1 pseudogene is annotated in these 376 nt (G+C 50.5%); it reads right to left on the reverse strand.

Annotated features, from left to right (window positions below):
• A pseudogene (locus ACSNOG_RS33015) lies at positions 1 to 376 on the reverse strand (ISNCY family transposase); the annotation flags it as partial.

A 376-nucleotide genomic window follows, 5' to 3' on the forward strand; every position in this document is an offset into this window, starting at 1 on the left:
CAGTTCCTTTGGCCAGCTTACCTTTCTTAATCGGTCTTGCTTCCGGGTCAAAGAAACTGACGATCCGATCTGCGATGATTCGATTGCCGGAAACGACCTGTTTGGCTTGTTCCAACAACTTGCCGGTTAGCGTGACCGCCTCGGTCAGTTTGGTTTTACTTTGTCGAAGAGCAGCTTTGCCCTTGTCTTGCAGTTTCTCGATAACGGCTTGCGCCTTGTTCACAACGTTCTCGGCTACTTCGATTACGCTCCCAGTGATCCGGTCAACTTCTTCCCAAGATTCACGGGTGCGGCGACGTAGAACTTTCGCGATGGACAGAATCTTTTCCTTGATTTCTGCCGTACGATCTTCAAAGCCTTGAACAGTGTGGGAGGC

The sequence above is a fragment of the Streptomyces sp. URMC 124 genome, assembly GCF_051386455.1.
Lineage (GTDB): Bacteria > Actinomycetota > Actinomycetes > Streptomycetales > Streptomycetaceae > Streptomyces.